The sequence below is a fragment of the Agromyces mariniharenae genome, from assembly GCF_008122505.1.
GTDB lineage: Bacteria > Actinomycetota > Actinomycetes > Actinomycetales > Microbacteriaceae > Agromyces > Agromyces mariniharenae.
Genome location: NZ_VSSB01000001.1, coordinates 1,534,910 through 1,548,880, shown reverse-complemented (window position 1 = coordinate 1,548,880; position 13,971 = coordinate 1,534,910). Strand labels below are relative to the sequence as shown.

At 72.8% G+C, this 13,971-nt stretch carries 17 protein-coding genes; 9 read left to right on the top strand and 8 right to left on the bottom strand.

What is annotated here, in order from left to right:
• Positions 1-38: 38 nt before the first annotated feature.
• Both FYC51_RS07070 and FYC51_RS07065 read right to left on the bottom strand, forming a co-directional pair.
• Positions 39-812, bottom strand: coding sequence for an isocitrate lyase/PEP mutase family protein (locus FYC51_RS07070; protein ID WP_148732901.1), 774 nt, complete (start codon positions 810-812; stop codon positions 39-41).
• A 9-nt stretch (positions 813-821) separates the two neighbouring features.
• Positions 822-2,042, bottom strand: a complete 1,221-nt coding sequence (locus FYC51_RS07065; protein ID WP_148732900.1) for a cysteine desulfurase-like protein — start codon at positions 2,040-2,042, stop codon at positions 822-824.
• 78 nt (positions 2,043-2,120) lie between these two features.
• Here FYC51_RS07065 and FYC51_RS07060 point away from each other — a divergent pair, with 78 nt between their 5' ends.
• From FYC51_RS07060 to FYC51_RS07045, 4 genes are all read left to right on the top strand, one after another.
• Positions 2,121-3,206 (top strand): serine hydrolase domain-containing protein, encoded by a 1,086-nt coding sequence (locus FYC51_RS07060; protein WP_148732899.1) that lies wholly within the window; start codon positions 2,121-2,123, stop codon positions 3,204-3,206.
• A 60-nt stretch (positions 3,207-3,266) separates the two neighbouring features.
• Positions 3,267-4,205 carry an LssY C-terminal domain-containing protein gene (locus tag FYC51_RS07055; RefSeq protein ID WP_148732898.1) on the top strand — a complete coding sequence of 313 codons (939 nt, stop codon included), beginning with the start codon at positions 3,267-3,269 and terminating at the stop codon, positions 4,203-4,205.
• Positions 4,202-4,738 carry a hypothetical protein gene (locus FYC51_RS07050; RefSeq protein WP_148732897.1) on the top strand — a complete coding sequence of 179 codons (537 nt, stop codon included), beginning with the start codon at positions 4,202-4,204 and terminating at the stop codon, positions 4,736-4,738. Before FYC51_RS07055 ends, FYC51_RS07050 begins: the two co-directional genes overlap by 4 nt.
• Positions 4,739-4,858: 120 nt before the next feature.
• The gene (locus FYC51_RS07045) at positions 4,859-6,052 is read left to right on the top strand and encodes a fumarylacetoacetate hydrolase family protein (RefSeq protein ID WP_148732896.1); all 1,194 of its coding nucleotides are present in this window, start codon (positions 4,859-4,861) and stop codon (positions 6,050-6,052) included.
• A gap of 42 nt (positions 6,053-6,094) precedes the next feature.
• Here the strand turns inward: FYC51_RS07045 and FYC51_RS07040 are convergent, their stop codons facing one another.
• Positions 6,095-7,201, bottom strand: a complete 1,107-nt coding sequence (locus FYC51_RS07040; RefSeq protein ID WP_148732895.1) for a DNA glycosylase AlkZ-like family protein — start codon at positions 7,199-7,201, stop codon at positions 6,095-6,097.
• A gap of 137 nt (positions 7,202-7,338) precedes the next feature.
• Positions 7,339-8,265 (bottom strand): oxygen-dependent tRNA uridine(34) hydroxylase TrhO, encoded by a 927-nt coding sequence (gene trhO / locus FYC51_RS07035; RefSeq protein WP_148732894.1) that lies wholly within the window; start codon positions 8,263-8,265, stop codon positions 7,339-7,341.
• A 174-nt stretch (positions 8,266-8,439) separates the two neighbouring features.
• On the opposite strand from trhO, the gene FYC51_RS07030 reads away from it, so the two are divergent.
• A complete protein-coding gene (locus FYC51_RS07030; RefSeq protein ID WP_148732893.1) occupies positions 8,440-8,976 on the top strand; it encodes a YbhB/YbcL family Raf kinase inhibitor-like protein in 537 nt (178 codons plus the stop codon).
• Between the two features lie 20 nt (positions 8,977-8,996).
• On the top strand, positions 8,997-9,575 hold the full coding sequence (locus tag FYC51_RS07025) for a helix-turn-helix domain-containing protein (protein ID WP_148732892.1): 579 nt from the start codon (positions 8,997-8,999) through the stop codon (positions 9,573-9,575).
• 133 nt (positions 9,576-9,708) lie between these two features.
• Here FYC51_RS07025 and FYC51_RS07020 read toward each other — a convergent pair whose 3' ends face one another.
• From FYC51_RS07020 to FYC51_RS07010, 3 genes are all read right to left on the bottom strand, one after another.
• Complete coding sequence (locus FYC51_RS07020; protein ID WP_148732891.1) at positions 9,709-10,056, bottom strand: PLD nuclease N-terminal domain-containing protein; 348 nt, start codon at positions 10,054-10,056, stop codon at positions 9,709-9,711.
• 58 nt (positions 10,057-10,114) lie between these two features.
• The gene (locus FYC51_RS07015; RefSeq protein ID WP_148732890.1) at positions 10,115-10,753 is read right to left on the bottom strand and encodes a LysE family translocator; all 639 of its coding nucleotides are present in this window, start codon (positions 10,751-10,753) and stop codon (positions 10,115-10,117) included.
• A gap of 76 nt (positions 10,754-10,829) precedes the next feature.
• Entirely contained in the window at positions 10,830-11,030 is a 201-nt protein-coding gene (locus FYC51_RS07010) for a hypothetical protein (protein WP_148732889.1), read from the bottom strand.
• Positions 11,031-11,166: 136 nt separating this feature from the next.
• On the opposite strand from FYC51_RS07010, the gene FYC51_RS07005 reads away from it, so the two are divergent.
• Both FYC51_RS07005 and FYC51_RS07000 read left to right on the top strand, forming a co-directional pair.
• Entirely contained in the window at positions 11,167-11,664 is a 498-nt protein-coding gene (locus tag FYC51_RS07005; protein WP_148732888.1) for a MarR family winged helix-turn-helix transcriptional regulator, read from the top strand.
• A complete protein-coding gene (locus FYC51_RS07000; RefSeq protein WP_148732887.1) occupies positions 11,661-12,350 on the top strand; it encodes a GNAT family N-acetyltransferase in 690 nt (229 codons plus the stop codon). The genes FYC51_RS07005 and FYC51_RS07000 overlap by 4 nt, the downstream gene beginning before the upstream one ends.
• A gap of 18 nt (positions 12,351-12,368) precedes the next feature.
• Here FYC51_RS07000 and FYC51_RS06995 read toward each other — a convergent pair whose 3' ends face one another.
• Positions 12,369-12,749, bottom strand: coding sequence for a VOC family protein (locus FYC51_RS06995; protein ID WP_148732886.1), 381 nt, complete (start codon positions 12,747-12,749; stop codon positions 12,369-12,371).
• Positions 12,750-12,805: 56 nt separating this feature from the next.
• Here FYC51_RS06995 and FYC51_RS06990 point away from each other — a divergent pair, with 56 nt between their 5' ends.
• On the top strand, positions 12,806-13,933 hold the full coding sequence (locus FYC51_RS06990; RefSeq protein ID WP_148732885.1) for an enoyl-CoA hydratase/isomerase family protein: 1,128 nt from the start codon (positions 12,806-12,808) through the stop codon (positions 13,931-13,933).
• Positions 13,934-13,971 lie beyond the last annotated feature (38 nt).

Sequence of the window (13,971 nt, the reverse complement as noted above, 5' to 3'; positions counted from 1 at the left end):
CGCCGATCGGGCGAGCAGGACAGCGGATGCCGCGGGCCTCAGCCGCGCGGCCGGATGTCGCGGGGCAACGTGCCGCCGTCGTAGAGGTAGCTCGCCAGGTCCTGCAGCTCGGCGAGCACGACGCGCTGCGGATACGGCCCGTACGAGAGGCGGGCGACGCCGAGCTCCTGCAGGCGTGCGGGCGCGGGGATGTCGGGCAGGCCGATGAGGCTCACCCGCTGCTCGCCGAGGCCGGCGACGAGTTCGACGACGACGTCCTCGCCGAAGTTCCCGGGCACGAAGACCGTCGTCGCGCCCGCGTCGAGGTAGGCGCGCCCGCGCTCGATCGCGTCGGCGATCCACACGTCGCGCCCACGGTCGCGGCCGTGCACGAACGCATCGGTGCGCGCGTTCAGTGCGAACGGAACGCCCTCGGCCTCGGCCGCGGCGACGGCGGCCTCGACCGCGGCCACCGACTCGGCGAGCGGCTTCAGCTGGTCTTCGAGGTTGGCGCCGACGATGCCCTCGCCGACCGCGCGGCGGACGGTCTCGCCCGCGTCGCCGTACCCAGCTTCGAGGTCGGCGCTCACGGGCACGTCGACGGCGCGCGCGATGCGCCCCGCCATGTCGAGCATGAGCTCGACCGGGATCTGCTCGCCGTCGGGGTACCCGAACGCGGCCGCGATCGAGTGGCTCGCGGTCGCGATCGCGCGCGTCCCCGGCAGGGCGGCGACGGCGCGGCCGGTCGCCACGTCCCAGACGTTGACGACCTGCAGCAGCTCGGGGTCGGCGTGCAGGCGGCGGAGTGCTTCGGCGGTCTCGGCGATGGTCATCCGCACAGCCTAGGCGGCGCCCCCGACGGCGGCGGCGAGCCCCTCGAGCAGCCGGTCGACGTCGGACTCGTCGGTGTAGGGCGCGAGGCCCATGCGCAGCCCGCCCTCGTCGCCGAGGCCGAGGTGCCGCGACACCTCGAGCGCGTAGAAGTTGCCCGACGGCGCGAGGACCTTCCGCTCGGCGAGCGATCGGGTGACCTCGGACGCGTCGCGGCCGCCGAACGTGACGAGCAGCGTGGGCGTGCGGCGCGCCGCACGCGACCGGATGTCCACGCCGGGCAGCTCGCGGAGGCCCGACTCGAGCCGGGCCCGCAACGTCTCCTCGTGATCGTGCAGCGCCGCGTACGACGCCGCCAGGCGCTCGCGCCGCGACTCCGCCGCCTCGGCTGCCTCGGGGTCGAGCCCCGCGAGCACGTCGACCGCTGCGGTGACGCCCGCGAGCAGCTCGTACGGCAGCGTGCCGAACTCGAACCGCTCGGGCACGACGTTCGTGGCGGGCAGCAGTTTGTCGGGCATGATGCCCTCGAGCAGCTCGGGGCGCGCTGCGAGCACGCCGCAGTGCGGCCCGAGGAACTTGTACGGCGAGCACACGAAGAAGTCCGTGCCCATCTCCTCGACGTCGGGCAGCTCGTGCGCGGTCAGGTGCACGCCGTCGACGAACACGAGCGCGCCGGCCTGGTGCGAGGCGGCGGTGATCGCGGGGATGTCGGGCATCGTGCCGATGAGGTTCGATGCGCCCGTAACGGCCACGACCCTCGTCCGGTCCGAGAGCAGGGAGGCGACGGCATCCGGCGGCAGCTCGCCCGTGGCCGGGTCGAACTCGGCCCACCGCACGGTGGCACCGCGGTGCTCGGCGGCCTGCACCCACGGCCGCACGTTCGCGTCGTGGTCGAGCCGGGTCACGATCACCTCGTCGCCCTCGCCCCAGTCGCGCGACAGGTTCCGCGCGAAGTCGTAGATCAGTTGGGTCGCACTGCGCCCGTGCACGATGCCGCGCGGGTGCGCGTCGAGCAGGTCGGCCATCGCGAGCCGGAAGCCGTGCACCGCCGCCTCGGCGCGCTCCTCGGACTCGCCCACGGTGCCGCGGTTCGAGAGCGGCCCGGTGAGCACGGATGCCACGGCGTCGCCCACTGGTCGCGGAGTCTGCGTGCCGCCCGGTCCGTCGAAGTGGGCCCAGCCGCTCTCGAGCGACGGGAACAGGGATCGGATGCGCGCGACGTCGTAGGCCATGGGCGAGAGCCTACGACGAGGCCGGCCCCCGCGGACTGGGGTCGGCGCACGATCGCCGCCGCTTCCTACGATGAAGCGATGCGATCCCGTCGATCCGCCGCCAGGCGCACGCTCCCGGTGCTCGTCGCCGTCGGATGCCTCGCCCTCTCGGCGTGCGTCGGCACGTCCCAGCCGGCTCCCGACGTTCGGGCGACGGATGCCACGGGCGACGCCGAGCTCCTCCGGCTCATCCGGCCGTCGTTCCTCGCCGAGACCGACCGGGTGGCGGTCGCGGTGATCGACGGCGACGAGGTGCGTCGGGCGTTCCTCGACGCCGACGAGACGACCGTGTTCGAGATCGGCTCCATCACCAAGGTCTTCACGGGCGAGCTCCTCGCCGAGGCCGTCGAGCGCGGCGAGGTCGAGCTCGACGACGAGCTCGGCGACCATCTCGACCTCGGCGATGCGCCCGCGGCATCCGTCACCCTGCGCGACCTCGCGGCCCACCGGGGCGGCCTGCCGATCTTCCCGACCGACCCCGAGTGGGTGGAGCAGGCCCAGGCCGACGTGGACGCCGGCGGCGACGGCGTCGACGAGACGGTCGACGAGCTGCTCGAGCTCACGCGGACGGTGGAGGTGCAGCCCGAGCAGGGCTTCGGCTACAGCAACCTCGGCGCCGCACTCGTGGGGCAGGCCCTCGCGGAGGCGGCGGGCACCGACTACCCCACGCTCCTGTCGGAGCGCCTGTTCGAGCCACTCGGGCTCGACGGCGCCTCGCTGCCCATCGACGACGGGGACGTCGACCCGCAGCACGCCGGCGGCTTCGGGGCCGACGGCTCGCCCGCAGAACCCTCGTCGCTCGGCGCCTTCGCGCCGGCCGGCGGCATCCACGCGACCGTCGACGACCTCGTCGCGTTCGCGTCCGCCGTGATCGACGGACCGCTGACCGACAGCGCCGCCCAGGCCGACACCGTCGAAGGCGGCGGCGGGGGCGCGCAGATCGGCTACTTCTGGAGCGTGGACGACGACCGGGACCATGTGATCCTGTCGCACAACGGCATGACCGGCGGCTTCACGAGCATCATGGTCATCGACCGCACCGCGGGCACCGCGGCGATCGTGCTCGCCAACCGCTCGGAGAGCGTCGACGACGTGGGCTACGACCTCCTCGCGCAGTTCGGCTGAGTGCCCGCGGGTCGCCGTCGGCCGCCAGACCGCCGAGAGGGGTGGGGCTACGATGCAGGCATGGGCGGGGCGGGCGCCGAGGGGAACGGCGCGACGGTCGAACCGGTGCAGCGGCGCCGGTTCTCGATCAACGCGATGCTCGACGGCTTCTTCTTCGTGTTCGCCGGTCTCGCGTCGCTGTGGCTCGCCTACCTCCTGCTCAGCGAGTCGTTCGCGTTCGGCTGGTGGGGCATCCTCGTGTTCCTCGCGTTCTGGCTCGTGCTCGCCTACCTCGTGCTGCCGCGCATCCACCGGATCCTCACGACCATCTACGTGCCCGACTACTTCATGGGGCGCACGCGCACGAGCGACGGGCTGCTCGGCGATCCCGTGAACCTCGCCCTGCTCGGCGACCATGAGCAGTTGCTGGCGGCGATGGCGGCCGCGAAGTGGACGCGCGCCGACGACGTGACCCTGCGGTCGAGCTGGCGCATCGTGACCTCCACCATCACTCGGCGCAGCTACGACGAGGCGCCCGTCAGCCCGCTCTTCATCTTCGGCCGCATGCAGGACTACGCGTTCCAGCAGGAGGTCGAGGGCAACCCGGCCAAGCGCCACCACGTGCGCTTCTGGCGCTGCCCCGACGGGTGGCTGCTGCCCGGCGGCGCCCGCGTCGACTGGCTCGCCGCCGGCACGTTCGACCGCGCGGTCGGGCTCTCGCTGTTCACCCTGCAGGTCACGCACAAGATCGACGCCGACACCGACATCGAGCGCGACCACATCATCGCGACGCTCCGCGCGGCGGATCCCGCGGTCGCGGTCACGGTGCTGACGGACTTCTCGACGGGCTACCACTCCCGCAACGGCGGCGGCGACACGATCCGCACCGACGGAGACCTGCCCGTCGTCGACCTCCGCGCGGTCGCGGTGACGGATGCCGCGGGCGCGCCTGTGTCCGCCGCGGCATCCGTCGACGGGGGAGTGCCGTCCGCGGCATCCGTCACCGGGGGAACCCCGTGAGTCGCGACACCACCAAGCGGCCGGCCTTCGAGCCGGCGTCGGAGCTCGCGCAGGCGGGGCCGCGCGACCCGCGGATGCGCCGGCCGGTCCCGACGTCGATGGGCGCCGCGCTCGTGCTGCTGCGGGTCTTCGCCGGCATCGTCTGGCTCATCGCGCTCGCCGCGCAGTGGAACGACCTCATCGCCGAGCAGGTCGTCGACATCCCGATCGACCCCGACGACCCCGCCGTCGGCGCCGCACTGTGGGTCATCCTCGCGTTCGGCGGCGTGCTGCTGCTGTTCGACCTCGTGATGGCCCTGCTCATCTACCTCGGCTTCAACTGGCCGCGGATCGTCGTGATGGTGTTCTCGACGCTGAGCATCAGCGGCACGTTCGCCGCCTGGTGGGCGGGCGACCAGAACATCGCGCTCGACCAGACGTTGTTCACGCTCGCGCTCGACATCCTCATCATGCTGGCGCTCTCGAGCCGCGCCGCTCGCGACTACGCGCGCCGCAACGACAGACGGCTGCCGCGGGTGCCGGCGTCGGCCTGACCATTCGGGCCTCCGCGGGTCCGATCGGCCGCAATCTTCGCCGCGACGGGTGCGATTGATCGGATGTCTGGCAGACTCGATCCGGCGAGAGCCGAAGCGGGCCGACGAACGGAGACGACGATGACGACGCCCTCGACCACCGCGTGGCCGTCGGGAGCCGAGCTCCTCCCGCTCGACGGCGTGTCCGGCACGCTCGTCGGGCGCGCCTGGGTACCGGATGCCGCGGGCCCGAGCGTCGTCGTCGTGCGCGAGTCGGGCGTGGTCGACGTCTCCGCCGCATTCCCGACGATGCGCAGCCTCACCGAGCAGGCGGACCCGCCGGCGGCGGTCCGGGCCGCAGACGGCCCGGTGCTCGGCTCGCTCGACGACCTCGCGGCGAACACGCCGCCCGAGCTTCGCCGCCCCGACCGGCCCTGGCTCCTGTCTCCGATCGACCTGCACGTGGTGAAGGCGGCGGGCGTCACGTTCCCCGTCTCGATGCTCGAGCGCGTGATCGAGGAGCGCGCCCGCGGCGACCAGGACGCGGCGGCCGCGATCCGCGACGAGATCGGCGCGACGATCGGGGGATCGCTCGACGCGCTGCGGCCGGGGTCGCCCGAGGCGGCCGAGCTGAAGGCGTTCCTCGTCGACCGCGGCTGGTGGAGCCAGTACCTCGAGGTCGGGATCGGCCCCGACGCGGAGGTGTTCACGAAGGCGCCCGTGCTCTCGACCGTCGGCACCCTGGTCGACGTCGGTGTGCACTCGGTGTCGGAGTGGAACAATCCCGAGCCCGAGGTCGTGCTCGTCGTGGCATCCGACGGGCGCATCGTCGGCGCGACGCTCGGCAACGACGTGAACCTGCGTGACGTCGAGGGACGCAGTGCGTTGCTGCTCGGCCAGGCGAAGGACAACAACGCCTCAGCCGCCGTCGGGCCGTTCATCCGGCTCTTCGACGACACCTACGACCTCGACGCCCTGCGCGGATCCGTCGTGCGCCTCGAGATCGACGGCGAGGACGCCTTCCGCCTCGAGGGCGTCAGCGAGCTCGGACGGATCAGCCGCGATCCGGCCGACCTGGCGCGGCACGTGATCGGTGCGCACCACCAGTACCCCGACGGATTCGTGCTCTACCTCGGCACGATGTTCGCACCCGTCGGCGACCGCGACGCTCCCGGCCGCGGCTTCACCCACCACGACGGCGACCTCGTGCGCATCTCGGAGCCGAGGCTCGGCGCGCTCGTCAACCGCGTGCGCTCGAGCGAGGCCGCGGCGCCGTGGACGTTCGGGATCGACGCGCTCTACCGGAACCTGGCCGCCAGGGGGCTGCTGACCTGACCGACGGATGCCGCGACCCGAAGCTGCGACCGGATGCCGCGACTACGCGAGCCCGACCGCGCGGCCGCCGATCTCGAGCCCGAGCCATCCGGCCAGCGAGTCGAGCTCCCCGAACACCGCCTCGACGAGGTCGCGCGTGAACGGCTCGTCCTCGTGGATCGCGTCGACCCGCAGCACCCCGGCGGCCCGGTCGGCGGTCGCGTCGACCTTGCCGATGAGCCGGTCGCCGTGCAGGATCGGCATCGCCCAGTAGCCCCACCGGCGCTGGTCGCGCGGCTTGTACATCTCGAGCACGTACTCGTAGCCGAACAGCTCCTCGAGGCGCTTGCGGTCGAACACGAGGCGGTCGAGCGGCGACAGCAGTGCGGTGCGCTCGGCGAGCGGCTTGTCGACGTGCTCGAGCGCGGCGGGGTCGACCCGCCAGGTTCCGCGGAGGCCCTCGACGTGCGCCGGCTCGCCGATGCCGCGCGTGTCGATGGGCTCCGCCGGCGACCCGCCCGCCTTGCGCTCCCGCAGGATGCCGAGCGACGCGAGCCGCCGCTCGTTCCGCTGCACGTAGGCGTCGGAAGCCTCGAGCTCGGGGACCTCGGGGTAGACGCGCTCGGCGAGGTCCCACAGCCGCTGCCCGTCGCGACGGGCCGACATCGCGACGTCGCCGCGCATCATGAGGCACTCGAGCATGATCGTGACGTTGCGATCGTTCGTCCACCCCGTCGACGACCACGGCACGGCCGAGGTGTCGGGGATCTCGGACGCGGGAAGCGGACCCGAGCCGCTCAGCCGGATGAGGATGTCGCGGCGGAACGCGTCGTTCGCCTCGATCCAGTTGCGCGTGCGCTCGTGCTTGGGCCAGCGGCGCATCATCGGGCGGAAGATCTGCAGGTCGTCCATCGGCCGCACCATGAGGTCGAGCTCGAACAGCGTGCGGTCGACCTCGAGCCCGGCGGTCACCTCGGCCGGGTCGTACGCCTCGCCGAGCCGGCTCCAGAGCACCACGTCGGCGCTCGGCGCGATGGCCGAGACGGGGTCGACCTTCACGAACGTGAGCCGGTCGATCGCGTCGAGCACGCCCCCGGGGCGCTCCGCCTCCAGCGCCTGGGCGCGCACGGCGATGCGCCGCGCCTGCTCGACGGTCAGCTCCACGACCATGCGGGCGATGCTACCGACGACGACCGTCGCTCGCCCGCGGCATTCAGGCGTTCGGCCGCCCGTCAGGCATGGGAGCGTCGAATCGTCCTGAGCCGCGCCCGATCGCCTGAACCTGGTGCCCGGCGCAGAGAGGCGGCTCAGCGGGCTGCGGCGTCCGCGGCCGCCGAAGCCGGAACCGCCGCGTGCTCGTCGCAGGCGACCGCGTCGCATGACGCGCACACGACGAACTGGCGGCGGCACGCGGCATCCGGGCAGTTGGCGGTGCGGTTCGTCGGCTCGTCGCAGCCCGCGCATCGACCGATCACCGCGGTGTCGTCGCTGAAGTCGACGGAGCCGCGGCCGTCGAACACGTAGAGCGAGCCCTCCCAGAGTCCGCGATCGCCGAAGCGCTCGCCGTACTTCACGATGCCGCCCTCGAGCTGGTACACCTCGCCGAAGCCGCGGTTCGCCATCAGGCTCGAGAGCACCTCGCAGCGGATGCCGCCCGTGCAGTAGGTGACGACGGGGCGCCCCTTGAGGTGGTCGTACGCGCCGGCGTCGAGCAGGCCGACGAAGTCGCGCGTCGTGTCGACCGGTGGCACGATCGCGTCGCGGAACCGCCCGATCTGCGCCTCGAGCGCGTTGCGCCCGTCGAAGAACACGACCTCGTCGCCGCGCGTCGCCACGAGCTCGTGCAACTCGTCGGGCGACAGGCGCGCCCCGCCGCCGACCACGCCGTCGGCGTCGACCCGCAGCTCGCCGGGCGCCCCGAACGAGACGATCTCGTCGCGCACCTTCACGCTGAGCTTCGGGAAGTCGAGGCTCGCGCCCGACTCGTCGAGGCCCGTGCCCTCGCTCCACGTGAAGTCGACGTGCTTGAACGCGGGATAGTCGCGCGTGCGGCGCACGTAGCGCTTGAGCGCGCCGAGCTCGCCGCCGAGCGTGCCGTTGAGGCCGTCCTTCGAGACGAGGACGCGCCCGCGCAGCCCGAGCGACTCGGCCAGGTCGCGCTGCCACAGGCGCACGGCCTCGGGGTCGGCGAGCGGCGTGAACGCGTAGTACAGCAGGATCTTGGCGACGGGCATCCCGCGATCATACGAGCGGATGCCGCGAGCCGCCCGAGTGCCCACGAGCGCGCACCGACGTCCGGCCCGATCCCGCGGCGATTCCGCCGACCCGCCGGACCCGCCTCCCGGTCGCGGAACGGGCGACGTAGGCTGGCGGCGACGGCACCCGCCCATCCGATGAGGAGGATCGCGATGCTCGACGTCCATCCCTACGAGGCACTCCAGCGACTGCGGCCGGTCGAGTCGTTCACGGTGACGAGCACCGACGTGGCCGAGGGGGAGCCCCTCGCTCGCCCGCAGTGGAGCACGGCGGCCGGCGGCGTCGACCGTTCGCCGCAGCTGTCGTGGTCGGGGTTCCCCGAACGCACGCGCAGCTTCGCCGTCACGTGCCTCGATCCCGACGCGCCGAGCGGCTCGGGTTGGTGGCATTGGGCCGTCGCGAACATCCCGGTGTCGGTCACGAGCCTCGAGTCGGGCGCCGGTTCCGCCGGCGGCCCGGCCCTTCCCGGCGGCGTCATCGTGCTCCGGAACGAGGACGGCACGCGCGGCTTCATCGGCGCGGCGCCGCCGCGCGGCACGGGCGTGCACCGCTACCACTTCGTCGTGCACGCGCTCGACGTGCCGAGCCTCGACCTCGATCCGGATGCCACGTCGGCCCAGCTCGGATCGCGGTGCTTCTTCCACGGGATCGCCCGCGGCATCCTCACGCCCACCGCCACGCGCGACTGACCGGCTAGCGTGGCAGCATCATGCGCCCGATGCCGCTGGAACCGAACACCCGCCGGGTGGCGATCGGATCGCGCCTGCGCGCGGCTCGTAAGGCGCAACAGCTGACGATCGACGAGGTCGCCCGCATCACCGGGCTCACCAAGGGGTTCCTCTCGCGGGTCGAGCGCGACATGACCTCGCCGAGCGTCTCGTCGCTCATCACGCTGTGCGACGTGCTCTCGATCTCGGTCGGATCGCTCTTCGAGGCGCCCGACGTGCAGTTCGTGCCGGCCGGCACGGGTCCTCGCATCAACCTCGGCGGCGTCGCCACGGAGGAGCGCCTGCTCTCGCCGCGCTCGGAGTCGCGCGTGCAGGTCATCCGGTCGGTCATCGAGGCCGGCGGGCACGGGGGCGAGGAGCTCTACGCGGTCGCCGCCGAAGTCGACGTGCTGCACGTGCTCACGGGCCGCATCGAGGTGCGGTTCTCCGACCAGGACTGGGAGCTCGGCCCCGGCGACAGCCTCACGTTCAACGGGCACGAGCCGCACAGCTGGCGCGTCGCCGACGACCGCGGGGCCGAGGTCATCTGGGTGCTCGTGCCCGCGCTCTGGAGCTCCTGACCCCGGTCGTCGAGTAGCGCCGCCGCAGGCGACGCGTATCGAGACGCAGCACGGGTCTCGATACGCGTCCGGCTTCGCCGGTCGCTACTCGACCACCGGACCTTCGCCGGGCGCTACTCGACCACCGGCGGGCTCAGCGCTTCGCGCGACGCTTGCGCCGCTGCGCGGCGCGGTCGGGCATCCGTCCGAAGACGAAGTAGGAGATCGGCCCCACGAAGTTGATCGTGATGGCGAGCGCCCACAGGGGCTTCGGCCCGCGCACGTACTTCGCCGGCCGTCGCGCGAGGTCGGTCCACGCGATCACCGCGAGCGTGAGCTGGATCAGTCCCGTGAGGAGCGAGCCGGTCCGCTCCTGCGGCGTGAGGTCCTTCCAGGTCCGCTTCGCCTTCCTCCCGGCCTTCTCGCCGAGTTGCCCGGCCTTCTCGCCGAGTTGCCCGGCCTTCTCGCCGAGTGCGGGGGCCTGCTGATCGGTGTCGGTCATGGCCACTCCCTCCCGTGGTTCAGTCTTCAGTGCCGGTCGGGTCAGTGCGTGTTCCCGCTCAGTGCTTGTTCCCGCTGAGGGCGAGCACGCCGCCGAGCCCGATCATCATGACGCCGCCGGTCGCGGCGAGGTGGGCGGCGCGCTTCGGCGATCGTGCGAACCAGTCGCGCGCGGCGCTCGCGGCGATCGCCCAGATCGAGTCGCACAGCAGGGCGAGCACGACGAACACGACGCCGAGCTCGAACAACTGCAGCGGGATCGAGCCGGCGTGGAAGTCGACGAACTGCGGCAGCACCGCGACGAAGAAGGCGATGGTCTTCGGGTTGGTGAGGCCCACGACGAATCCCTCGCCGAGCTGGCGCCAGTGCGAGCGTGACGGGACCTCGCCGTTCACGGCGGCCGCGGCATCCGCTCGATGCCTGATGGCCTGGATGCCGAGGTAGACGAGGTAGAGCGCGCCCGCGAACTTGATGACCGTGAAGAGCACGACCGACTGCGCCACGATGGCGCCCACGCCCAGGGCGACCGCCGCCACGAGGGGCAGCATGCCGAGGGCGTTGCCGAGCACGCTGAGCAGCCCGCCGAGGCGCCCGAGCGCGAGCGATCGCCCGATCACGAACAGCACGCTCGGGCCGGGGATGACGATGAGCACGATCGACGCGAGGACGAACGCACCCAGGTTCTCGAGGGGGATCACCCGAGCATGGTACGCCCGCACCTGCACATCCACAGCGCCTCGCCGGGAGATGGGCGCGTGCCGGGACGGTTCCGGGTCACGGGCCTGCAGCGATGACGAGGACGGGCATGACTCGCCCGAGCGCGAGTTCGAACTCGTGCTTCACGAGCGTGAAGTCCCGGGCGTCGAGGCGCCGCTGCACCCGGACCTGGCCGAGCTGCGTGCCCAGGAGGATCCCGGCGGCCAGACCGACGAGGACGAGGCTCGCGAGCATCGTGAGCGGGATCGCGACGTCCATGGCGCCTCCCTGCGTTCCGAGAGCGGACTCCTCCACGGTCCCATATCCGTAGCCCTCCCGGCGCTCGCGCGACGACGCATAAGGTATAACGTGTTATATAACACGTTATGTAATTCTCGTGAGAAGGGGATGCGGCATGGTCGACGACGTCGTGGAGCAGCTGGGGCACCTCGCGCTCGGCACACGGCTCAAGCGCATCGGCGAGCGCCTGCAGGGCGAGACGACCCGGTTCATCGCCGCCGACGGGCTGGCCGTGCCCGCGAGCGCGTTCCCGCTGCTCGCTGCGCTCGACCGCCCCGGCGGCCTGACGGTGGGCGAGCTCGCCGACGCCGTCGGCGTGAGCCAGCCCGCGGTGACCCGCAGCGTCACGCGGCTCGCGCACGACGGCCTCGTGACCGTGGCGAGCGAGGCGTCCGACCGCCGGCGCCGGTCGGTGCGGCTCACCGAGGCCGGCGACGACGTGGTGTCCCGAGCCCGCGCCGCGGTGTGGCCGCACGTCGAGGCGGCGGTCGCCGAGGCATGCGGCGGTCTCGAGGGCCTGCTGCTCGCGCAGCTCGCCGAGCTCGAAGCCCGGCTCGACGCGGAGCCGATCGACCGCCGCGCGGCGCGGCTCGCGGGGGAGGCGGCGCGATGACGCGGCATCCGCTCGACCGGCCGATCTGGAGCGCGCTGACGACGCGGCAGCACGGCTTCGCGGTCGGCGACGCCCTCGCGCGCCGCTTCGACCCCGAGGTCGGCCCGTTCGCTGCGATCGGCGAGGACGACGCGGCGCACCTCGACGCGCTGTCGGCGTTGATCGACGTGCACGGGCCGGTCGTGCTGCTGCAGCGCGGCGAGATCCCGCGGCCGCCCGGCACGCGCACGACGATCGACGCCCCGGGCGTGCAGCTCGTGCTCGACCGACTGGCGCCCGTCGCGGCATCCGTCGACCTCGTGCCGCTCGGCCCGGACGACGCGCCCGAGATGCTCGCGCTCGCGTCGCTCACGAAGCCCGGCCCGTTCGGCCCGCGCACGCACGAGCTCGGCGGCTTCCTCGGCGTGAAGGTCGACGGCCGGCTCGTCGCCATGGCGGGCGAGCGCATGAAGCCCGAGGGGTTCGCCGAGGTGAGTGGCGTCTGCACGCATCCCGACCATCGCGGACACGGCTACGCGGCGATGCTCTCGACGGCGGTCGCCGAGCGGGTCCTCGCCCGCGGCGAGGTCCCGTTCCTGCACGCGTACGCGTCGAACGCCGCCGCCATCACCCTGTACGAGCGGCTCGGCTTCCGCCTGCGCACCGACGTCGGCGTCGTGCGACTGGTGTCGGACGCCGACGGCTGACGCGCCGGCGGCGCCGGGCTACTCCTCTTCAGGCGGCGGCGCGATCGCCGCGCCCAGCCGGATGCGCGTGCCGAACGGGTCGGTCACGAGCGACGTGCGCTCGCCCCAAGGCTGGTCGAGCGGCTCCTCGACGACGGATGCCCCGGCCGCCTCGAGCTCGCGCGTCATCCGGTCGACGTCATCGACGTAGAACCAGAGCAGCATGTTGCCGGGCGCGGGCGGCTCCTCGGCGAGTCCGATGCCGAGCGACGACGAGCCGACCGCCAACGACACGTAGACGGGCGCGCCGTCCTCGCCGGGGAACTCGTACGTGACGACGCCGCCGAACGCGTCGCGGTAGAACGCGAGCGCCGCCCGGACGTCGGAGACCTCGAGGATCGGGAACGCGGATTCGATCATGACCCCTCCTGAAGGGGAGGCTACGCGACGGGCGACGATGCGGCTACGGTGGCACCGTGAGCGACCAGATCTCGGTGACGGTGGACGACGGGGTCGGCCACGTCACCCTCGACCGCCCCCAGGCGCTCAACGCCCTGAGCTACGAGATGATCCGCGAGCTCACCGACGTGTTCGAGTCGTGGATCGACGACTCGGAGGTCGGGCTCGTGGTGCTCGACGGCGCGGGGGAGCGGGGCTTCTCGGCCGGCGGCGACATCCGCGAGCTCTACGGCTACGCCGTGGACGGCAACGCGGGCGAGGCACGCGACTTCTTCCGCGCGGAGTACCGGCTCGACGCCCTCATCGCGCGCTACCCGAAGCCCGTGGTCGCCATCATGGACGGCATCACGATGGGCGGCGGCATCGGCCTCGCGGGCCACGCCGCGATCCGCGTCGTCACCGAGCGCTCGCGCGTGGCGATGCCCGAGACGCGCATCGGCTTCACACCCGACGTGGGCGGCTCGTGGCTGCTGGCGAGGGCGCCCGGCGAGCTCGGCGTGCACCTCGCGCTCAACTCCCGCACCATGGACGCCGCCGACGCGCTGCACGCCGGCTTCGCCGACGCGTTCGTGCCGTCGGAGCGGCTGCCGCACCTGCTGCAGGCGCTCGCCGAGCGGGCCGACCCCGGCACCCCCGCCGAGATCGTGATGCTCTTCGACGAGACCCCCGGCCCATCGGCACTCGCGCTCGCGCGCGACTGGGTCGACGCGTGCTACTCCGCGCCCACCGTGCGCGAGATCATCACGCGGCTGCGGGCGTTCGCCGAGGGTCGCACGGATGCCGCGTCGAGCTCGTTCCCGGCGCATCCGCTCGACCCCGCGGCATCCGCCTACGCCGGCGCGGCCGCCGACGAGCTCGAGACCCTGTCGCCGACGGCGCTCACGGTCACGCTCGAGTCGGTGCGACGCGCCCGCACGCTGCCGAGCCTCGAGGACGCGCTCGAGCAGGAGTTCCGGCTCGTGTCGTGGTTCATCGAGCAGCACGACCTGCGCGAGGGCATCCGCGCCCAGGTGATCGACAAGGACCGCTCGCCCAAGTGGAACCCGTCGACGCTCGAGGGCGTCGACCCGCACCTCGCGTCCGACGTCATCACGGCGCAGGTGCACGAGGGCGTCTGGCCCGATCGCACGCCGGCGGTCGAGTAGCGCCCCTCGACGACCCGAGGCGCGATGCGCAAGCCCCC

Bases quoted from the DNA above. Each gene is read 5' to 3' on its own strand.
- FYC51_RS07070 (WP_148732901.1), bottom strand. From the start codon at position 812: ATGACCATCGCCGAGACCGCCGAAGCACTCCGCCGCCTGCACGCCGAC.
- FYC51_RS07065 (WP_148732900.1), bottom strand. From the start codon at position 2,042: ATGGCCTACGACGTCGCGCGCATCCGATCCCTGTTCCCGTCGCTCGAG.
- FYC51_RS07060 (WP_148732899.1), top strand. From the start codon at position 2,121: ATGCGATCCCGTCGATCCGCCGCCAGGCGCACGCTCCCGGTGCTCGTC.
- FYC51_RS07055 (WP_148732898.1), top strand. From the start codon at position 3,267: ATGGGCGGGGCGGGCGCCGAGGGGAACGGCGCGACGGTCGAACCGGTG.
- FYC51_RS07045 (WP_148732896.1), top strand. From the start codon at position 4,859: ATGACGACGCCCTCGACCACCGCGTGGCCGTCGGGAGCCGAGCTCCTC.
- FYC51_RS07040 (WP_148732895.1), bottom strand. From the start codon at position 7,201: ATGGTCGTGGAGCTGACCGTCGAGCAGGCGCGGCGCATCGCCGTGCGC.
- trhO (WP_148732894.1), bottom strand. From the start codon at position 8,265: ATGCCCGTCGCCAAGATCCTGCTGTACTACGCGTTCACGCCGCTCGCC.
- FYC51_RS07030 (WP_148732893.1), top strand. From the start codon at position 8,440: ATGCTCGACGTCCATCCCTACGAGGCACTCCAGCGACTGCGGCCGGTC.
- FYC51_RS07025 (WP_148732892.1), top strand. From the start codon at position 8,997: ATGCGCCCGATGCCGCTGGAACCGAACACCCGCCGGGTGGCGATCGGA.
- FYC51_RS07020 (WP_148732891.1), bottom strand. From the start codon at position 10,056: ATGACCGACACCGATCAGCAGGCCCCCGCACTCGGCGAGAAGGCCGGG.
- FYC51_RS07010 (WP_148732889.1), bottom strand. From the start codon at position 11,030: ATGGACGTCGCGATCCCGCTCACGATGCTCGCGAGCCTCGTCCTCGTC.
- FYC51_RS07005 (WP_148732888.1), top strand. From the start codon at position 11,167: ATGGTCGACGACGTCGTGGAGCAGCTGGGGCACCTCGCGCTCGGCACA.
- FYC51_RS07000 (WP_148732887.1), top strand. From the start codon at position 11,661: ATGACGCGGCATCCGCTCGACCGGCCGATCTGGAGCGCGCTGACGACG.
- FYC51_RS06995 (WP_148732886.1), bottom strand. From the start codon at position 12,749: ATGATCGAATCCGCGTTCCCGATCCTCGAGGTCTCCGACGTCCGGGCG.